Source organism: Pseudomonas sp. BIGb0176 (assembly GCF_024810175.1).
In the GTDB taxonomy this organism is placed as follows: Bacteria; Pseudomonadota; Gammaproteobacteria; order Pseudomonadales; family Pseudomonadaceae; genus Aquipseudomonas; species Aquipseudomonas protegens.
Genome location: NZ_JANUEC010000001.1, coordinates 2,462,813 through 2,470,409, shown reverse-complemented (window position 1 = coordinate 2,470,409; position 7,597 = coordinate 2,462,813). Strand labels below are relative to the sequence as shown.

6 protein-coding genes and 3 tRNA genes are annotated in these 7,597 nt (G+C 62.5%); 8 read left to right on the top strand and 1 reads right to left on the bottom strand.

Annotated features, from left to right (window positions below):
• Positions 1-146: 146 nt before the first annotated feature.
• The 8 genes from M2395_RS10765 (at position 147) to M2395_RS10730 (ending at position 4,234) form a co-directional block, all read left to right on the top strand.
• A tRNA-Glu gene (locus M2395_RS10765) sits at positions 147-222 on the top strand.
• 52 nt (positions 223-274) lie between these two features.
• Positions 275-350, top strand: a tRNA-Ala gene (locus M2395_RS10760).
• Positions 351-428: 78 nt separating this feature from the next.
• Positions 429-504: transfer RNA gene (locus M2395_RS10755), tRNA-Glu, on the top strand.
• A gap of 182 nt (positions 505-686) precedes the next feature.
• Positions 687-1,226: a TetR/AcrR family transcriptional regulator gene (locus M2395_RS10750; RefSeq protein WP_011060368.1), complete on the top strand. Its 540-nt coding sequence runs from the start codon at positions 687-689 to the stop codon at positions 1,224-1,226.
• Positions 1,227-1,252: 26 nt separating this feature from the next.
• A complete protein-coding gene (locus M2395_RS10745) occupies positions 1,253-2,086 on the top strand; it encodes an alpha/beta fold hydrolase (RefSeq protein ID WP_015634891.1) in 834 nt (277 codons plus the stop codon).
• A gap of 48 nt (positions 2,087-2,134) precedes the next feature.
• Positions 2,135-2,569, top strand: a complete 435-nt coding sequence (locus M2395_RS10740) for a thioesterase family protein (RefSeq protein WP_011060370.1) — start codon at positions 2,135-2,137, stop codon at positions 2,567-2,569.
• 144 nt (positions 2,570-2,713) lie between these two features.
• Entirely contained in the window at positions 2,714-3,673 is a 960-nt protein-coding gene (locus M2395_RS10735; protein WP_123430335.1) for a tRNA-dihydrouridine synthase, read from the top strand.
• 114 nt (positions 3,674-3,787) lie between these two features.
• The gene (locus M2395_RS10730) at positions 3,788-4,234 is read left to right on the top strand and encodes an Hsp20 family protein (protein ID WP_011060372.1); all 447 of its coding nucleotides are present in this window, start codon (positions 3,788-3,790) and stop codon (positions 4,232-4,234) included.
• 48 nt (positions 4,235-4,282) lie between these two features.
• Here M2395_RS10730 and M2395_RS10725 read toward each other — a convergent pair whose 3' ends face one another.
• Entirely contained in the window at positions 4,283-7,561 is a 3,279-nt protein-coding gene (locus M2395_RS10725) for an EAL domain-containing protein (protein ID WP_011060373.1), read from the bottom strand.
• Positions 7,562-7,597 lie beyond the last annotated feature (36 nt).

Here is a 7,597-nt window from a genome sequence, read left to right as displayed (position 1 = left end):
GCTCAGCTGGGAGAGCGCTTGCATGGCATGCAAGAGGTCGACGGTTCGATCCCGTCTAGCTCCACCAAATTTGCAGTTCAAGGCCTGGCCACACCAGCCTTGAATCGATCGGTACTCAGCACCGGTCAGTTGTAAGAAGGGTTTGCGTCCCCTTCGTCTAGTGGCCTAGGACACCGCCCTTTCACGGCGGTAACAGGGGTTCGAGTCCCCTAGGGGACGCCAGTTTCACACAAGCGATGTTGCAAGATGTCGCTGCGCCGCGAGGCGAAAATCCGGGGCTATAGCTCAGCTGGGAGAGCGCTTGCATGGCATGCAAGAGGTCGACGGTTCGATCCCGTCTAGCTCCACCAATTTACAGTTCAAGGCTTGGCCACACCGGCCTTGGATCGATCAGTACTCAGCACTGATCAGCTGTTAGAAGGGTTTGTGTCCCCTTCGTCTAGTGGCCTAGGACACCGCCCTTTCACGGCGGTAACAGGGGTTCGAGTCCCCTAGGGGACGCCACGTTTACCCGCTCTGCGGGATTTTTAAGGGTCATTCAATCATTGAATGACCCTTTTGTTTTTCTGGCCTTCGGCCAATTTCTCTTTCTTCCTCAGCCTGCGCTTCTGACCGACGGTCACACTGGCGACTTGCGGAAAATTATTATGAGAATAATATTTTTTCCGTAATATTCGGAGGTAACGATGAACGACAAAAAAGCTCAAACCCGCGAACGTATTCTCCAGGCCGCCAGTTCTGCACTGATCCAGCGCGGCCCGGCCGAACCGAGTGTGGGTGAGGTGATGGGGGCTGCCGGCCTGACTGTAGGCGGCTTCTATGCGCACTTTGAGAGCAAGGATGCGCTGATGCTGGAGGCTTTCACTCAGTTGCTTTCCCATCGACGCGGCCTGCTCGATGAAATGGATGCAAGCCTCAGCGGCGAAGAGCGCCGGGCGTTGGCAGCGGCGTTCTATCTGTCGCGCAAACACCGCGACTCCACCGAGCAGGCGTGCCCGATTCCAGCCTCGGTCGGCGAACTGGGGCGCTTGCCCGAGAGCTTTCGCAAGGCCTTGAACGAACACATGGAGCTGATGGTCGCGCAACTGGCTGCCAGCCCCGAAGATACCGACAAGGCCTTGGCCGACATGGCGCTGATGGTTGGCGGCCTGTCCCTGGCGCGGGCCTTGGGGCCCGGCGAGTTGTCCGATCGTTTGCTGCGTGCCGCCAAGTCGGCGGTGCTATGACCTGAAGTGCAACGGCGAGGTAGGTGATGAGCAGATTGAGCTGGATTCGTGGCGTCAATGGCACTCTGGGGTGGGTGGCGCCGCAATGGGCGGCGAATCGGATGCGTCATTTGTTCATGACCCCTCGCGAGCTGCCGCCACGAAAGTGGGAGTTGCCCCTGCTGGCGCGTGCCGAGCGCCTGACCTTGCGTTTCGGGCTTTCAGCCTTGCGTTGGGGCCAGGGGCCGACGGTATTGCTGATGCACGGCTGGGAAGGGCGGCCCACGCAGTTTGCCAGCCTGATCGAGGCCCTGGTGGCCGCCGGTTATACCGCCGTGGCGCTGGATGGCCCGGCCCATGGTCGTTCCCCGGGTGATGAGGCAAATGTGGCACTGTTTGCCCGGGCGATGCTGGAGGCAGCAGCCGAATTGCCGCCCCTGCGCGCGGTGATCGGCCACTCCATGGGCGGTGCCAGCGCCATGCTCGCGGTGCAATTGGGCCTGCGCACCGAAACCCTGGTCAGTATTGCCGCGCCGGCACGTATCCTGGCCGTGTTGCGCGGTTTTGCCAGCTACATGCGGTTGCCGCCCAGGGCGCGTTCCGCCTTTATCCGCCAGGTGGAGAAGAAGGTCGGAATGCGCGCCGCCGCCATGGACGTGGCCCAGTATCAGTTGGATATGCCCGGCCTGATCATTCACGCCGAAGATGACCTCTTCGTTCCGGTCAAGGAATCGGAGCTCATCCACCAGGCCTGGTTCGACAGCCGTCTCCTGCGCTTGAGTGAAGGTGGCCACCAGCGGATATTGGCCGACTCCCGAGTGGTGGATGCGGTGGTGGCGCTGGTCAGTGGCCGGCATCTGCAAGCGCGCCAATCGGCCTGAGCATCCGTTACACTGCCCCGGTCAAAAAAAACTGACCGGGAGTCGGGCATGAGTTGGGATCTGGCAACGCCATTCGTCATCGATCTGCAGGTGGCCGCCGAGGATATCGATGGCCTCGGGCACGCCAACAATGCGGTCTACGTGACCTGGCTGGAGCGTTGCGCCTGGCGGCATTCGCAGCGCCTGGGGCTGGACCTGGCCGAATACCGGCGCCTGGACCGGGCGATGGCCGTGGTGCGGCACGAGATCGATTACCTGGCGGCGGCCTATGAAGGCGATGAGCTGCAACTGGCCACCTGGATCGTCGATTGGGACCAGCGCCTGAAGATGACCCGGCGTTTCCAGCTGATGCGCCCGAGCGACGGTACGACCCTGTTGCGGGCCCAGACCACCTTTGTCTGCATCGAGCTGTCCACCGGCAAGCCCAAGCGCATGCCCGCCGAGTTCCTGGACGGTTACGGCCCGGCCCTGCAGGGCGCCTGATACCTTTCTGTGCCCGTGCAGGCGCCGGCTTGCCAGCGAAGGCGCCTGCAACGGCTGGCTCGCCCCTGTAAAACTCCTGCTGAAGGTCGAAACCCAGTAAACTGGCGGACGTTTTTTTGCCCGTTTTCTTGTCGAGTGTGTTTCATGCAAATTGCCCTGGCGCCCATGGAGGGGTTGGTCGACAACATCCTGCGGGATGTACTGACTCGTGTTGGCGGGATCGACTGGTGTGTCACCGAGTTCATCCGCGTCAATGACCGCCTGTTGACGCCTGCCTACTTCCACAAGCTCGCCCCCGAACTGCTGCAAGGTGCGCACACCGCGGCCGGCGTGCCGCTGCGAGTGCAGTTGCTGGGTTCGGACCCGGTGTGCCTGGCAGAGAACGCGGCCCTGGCCTGCGAGCTGGGCAGTGAGGTCATCGACCTGAACTTCGGTTGCCCGGCCAAGACCGTCAACAAGTCCCGGGGCGGGGCGGTGCTGCTCAAGGAGCCCGAGCTGCTGAACCAGATCGTCGAGCATGTGCGGCGTGCGGTGCCGGCGCACATTCCGGTCACGGCGAAAATGCGCCTGGGCTTCGACAGCCCGGATGGCTCGTTGGTCTGTGCCACAGCGCTGGCCGAGGGTGGCGCCGAACATATCGTGGTGCACGCGCGGACCAAGGTCGACGGCTACAAGCCGCCGGCCCATTGGGAGTGGATCCCGCGGGTGCAGGAAGTGGTCAAGGTGCCGGTGTTCGCCAACGGGGATATCTGGAGCGTCGAGGACTGGCGCCGTTGCCGGGAAATCAGCGGCGTCGAGGACATCATGCTGGGTCGCGGGCTGGTTTCGCGTCCCGATCTGGCCCGGCAGATCGCCTCAGCCCGGGCCGGTGAAGAGGTGGTGGAAATGTCCTGGGCTGACCTGCAGCCGATGCTCCAGGATTTCTGGGCTCAGGTGGTGGTGCAACTGACCCCGCGTTCGGCGCCGGGGCGCCTGAAGCAATGGCTGGCGATGCTGACCCGCAACTACCCGGAAGCGGTCGAACTGTTCACCGCCCTGCGCCGGGAAACCGAGCTGGATCAGGTCGGGCGCCTGTTGGGCATGCCCCGGAGCGAGGCGGCGTAAAAAATTTTTAAGGCATGTCTTGAAACGCTGGAGCCCATCCCTATCTCTTGGGTACGCGATGCCGAATTCGGGTCGCGGAGATAACCACTCGCTGAATAATCAGGAGAAACACCCATGAGTACTGCATTTTCCTTGGCTCCACTGTTCCGTTCCTCTGTCGGCTTCGACCGTTTCAATGATCTGTTCGAGTCGGCACTGCGCAACGAACCAGGCAGCAGCTACCCACCCTACAACGTTGAGAAACACGCTGACGATCAATACCGCATCGTCATTGCCGCCGCCGGTTTCCAGGAAGAAGACCTGGAACTGCAAGTGGAAAAAGGCGTGTTGACCGTGAGCGGTGGCAAGCGCGATGCCAATGAAAGCGTCACTTACCTGCACCAGGGCATTGCCCAGCGTGCATTCAAGCTGTCCTTCCGCCTGGCCGACCATATCGAGGTCAAGGCCGCGGCCCTGAGCAACGGTCTGTTGAATATCGACCTGCTGCGGGTTGTGCCGGAAGAGGCCAAAGCCAAGCGCATCCCGATCAACGGTGCGCAGCAGGCGGCTCTGCAACACTAAGACCGCTGCAAAAAAAGGGCGCCCTGGTGGCGCCCTTTTTCGTGCCTGTCATTCCAGCAGCTTCTTGAATTCGCTCAGCGGCAACGGCCTGCTATGGAGGAAACCCTGGTACAGGTGGCACTCCAGGCCCTGGAGGAATTCGAGCTGCTGCGGGGTTTCCACGCCTTCGGCGATGACCTTGAGGTTCAGGCTGCGGGCCATGGCGACAATGGCCCGGATGATTTCCGCATCGTTGGGGTCGTGGGTCGCATCGCGGACGAAGGACTGGTCGATCTTCAAGGTGTCCACCGGCAAGCGCTTGAGGTAGGTCAGGGACGAGTAGCCGGTGCCGAAGTCGTCCATGGCAAAGCTCACTCCGAGTTTCTTCAGCCGGCGCATCTTGTTGATGGTGTCTTCCAGGTTCTGGATCACGATGCCTTCGGTGATCTCCAGCTTCAGCAGGCTCGAGGGCAGTGCGTAGGCGTGCAGGCTGTGTTCGACCCGCTCGACAAAGTCGGTCTGGCGGAACTGCCGCGGGCTGATGTTGACGCACAGGCTGAAGTGCTGGGGATCCACCAGTTTCTGATCGATCAACTGGCTGAAGGCCAGGCAGGCCTCGTCGAGAATCCAGGTGCCCACTTCGAGGATCAGGCCGCTGTCCTCCAGCACCTTGATGAACTCGGTCGGCGACTGTGCGCCCAACTCCGGGTGTTGCCAGCGCACCAAGGCTTCGGCGCCGACGATGCGGTTGTCGCGGGCGTCCACCTGGGGCTGGAAGTGCACGCTGAATTCGCCCCGGGACAGGGCCAGGCGCAGGTCGGTTTCCATGCGCAGGCGTTCGCTGGCGGCTTTTTGCATGGTGTTGTGGAACATCTGGGTGGTGTTGCGCCCTGAATCCTTGGCCCGATAAAGGGCGATGTCGGCGCGCTTGAGCAGGTCGGTGGGGGTCGAGCCGTGGTCGGGAATCAGTGCCACACCGATGCTCGGGGTGACCTGCAGGCGCTGGCCATCGAGGAACATCGGTTCGGACAGCAATTCGCGCAGGGTGTCGGCCAGCTGGCGGACCTGTTCGCTGACTTCGTTGCGCGTGCCCTCAAGGCCACTCAGCAGGACCACGAACTCATCGCCGCCCAGGCGTGCCACGGTGTCTTCCATGCGCACGCTGGCTTCGAGCCGGGCGGTGATGATTTTCAACACGGTGTCGCCCACCGGGTGGCCCAGGGAATCGTTGATGTGCTTGAAGTGATCGAGGTCGAGAAACAGTAGGGCGCCGCGCAGGTTATGACGCTTGAGCAGGGCAATCTGCTGGCTCAGGCGGTCCATCAGCAGGGCGCGGTTGGGCAGGTTGGTCAGGGGGTCGTGGTAAGCCAGGTGGCGGATCTGTGCCTGGGCGTTCTTCAGCAGGCTGACGTCCCGGGCGGTCATTAGCAGGCAGGGCGTTTCGTTGAGAGTGATGGGTTCCACCGAGACTTCCAGGGTGAGGATTTCCCCGCGCTTGTTGCGCCCGAGCATTTCCAGGTGGTGCACCCGGCCCTTGATCTGGAGCTCCGCCAGCAAGGTGGAGAGTTGCGCTTCTTCGGCCCAGATGCCGATTTGGTACATGGTGCGGCCGATCACCTCGTCGTTGCGGTGGCCGGTCAGGCGGCAGAAACCATCGTTGACTTCCAGGTAGCGGCCCGTGTCGCGCTCGGTGATGCTGATGGCGTCAGGGCTGGAGTGAAAGGCCTTGGCGAACTTCTCTTCGCTGGCCTTGAGGGCCGCCTCCGAGCGCTGCTGCTGGGTGATGTCCCGCAGGTTGGTGACGATGCAGGGCTGCTTGTCCACGGTGATCAGGCGGCTGGAAATGATGCAGGTCAGCGGCTGGCCGTTCTTGTGGTGGACCACCACTGCCACATTATTCAGCGCCTGTTCGCGAATCACCTGTTCGATGCGCCGCAGGCGCGGCGCCGCGTCTTCCCATAGGCCGATCTGTTCGGCGCTGCGGTTGAGCACTTCGTCCAGGGTCCAGCCGAAGGTCTGGGTGAAGCTGGAGTTGATCTCGATAAATTGACCGGTTTCCAGCAAGGTCACGCAGATTGGGTCGGGGCTGACCTGGAACAGGCTGGCGAATTTCTCTTCGGAGGTGATCAGGCGCTGTTCCCGTTCCACCTGCTCGGTGATGTCCAGCAGAGTGCCGGCCATGCGCAGCGGGCTGCCCTGTTCGTCGCGGTAGAGGCGGGCGCGGCTTTCCAGGTAGCGCGAGCTGCCGTCCTCCAGTTGCACCCGGTAGGTCAGTTGATAGTTGCCCGCCGGGCCTTCGCGCAGGCTGCGGTAGGCATCGCGCATGGAGTTGCGCTCTTCGGTGGGTACGCCTTCGAAGAAGGCGTCGAAGGATTCATGGAAAGGGATGGGTTCCAGGCCGTGCAATTGCGCGGCGCGGGCCGAGCCGTAGAGCATGCCGCTGGGAATGTGCCAGTCCCAGGTGCCCAGTTGCGCCGAATCCAGGGCCAGGTCCAGGCGTTCCTGGCTATCCTTGAGCGCCTGTTCGGATCGTTTGCGCTCGCTGGTGTCGAGAAAGGTGCTGAGCAGGTAGGCCTTGCCCTCCAGTTCAACCTTCTGGGCACTGAGGATGCCGTCATGGATCTGCCCGTTGCTGGCGCGAAATTGCACTTCGAGGCTGGCGGCCTGGCCCTTCTTCTGGACCGCCTTGATCAGTTGGGCGCGCTGTTCGGGGTTGACCCACAGGCCGATCTCCAGGGTGGTACGGCCGATCACGTGCTCGGCGGGCCAGCCGAACTGGCTTTCGAAGTACTGGTTGGCCTCGCTGATCAGGCCATCTTCCAGGCGGGTCAGCAGCACGGTGTTGGGGCACAGGTGAAACAGCGTGGCAAAGCGCTTTTCCGAACTGCTGAGGGCTTCTTCGCGTTGGCGCTGGTGGGTGATCTCGCGGATCACCCCGATCATTCGCGGCTTGCCGTGCTTGTCCGGTAACACGCTGCCGTTGATCTCCAGCCAGTGCAGGCTGCCGTCGGGCCAGCGGATGCGGTGGTGCATGGCGTGTTCCAGCGGCGCGCCGGCCAGCACTGAATGAAAGGCGCGAATCGTCCTGGCCCGGTCCTCGATGGGCAGCAGGTCGAGGTATTCGAGGTTTTCCGGCAAGGGTTGGCGCGGGTCGAAGCCGAACAGCGCCTGGGTGCCCCGGGACCAACTGATCTGCCCGCTTTCAATATCCCAATACCAGGCCCCCAGGCGCGCACCATTGAGGGCGGCGAGCAGCTGCGGTGCGTTTTCCCAGCTTTGCTCCGACTCCCGGGGGTCGACAGCATGGATACGCGGCAAGGGCGGAATACGGTCAGCGGGTTTGGGCATGGAGGTCAGGCCTTGAGCTGAGTCATTCGTCGGGTG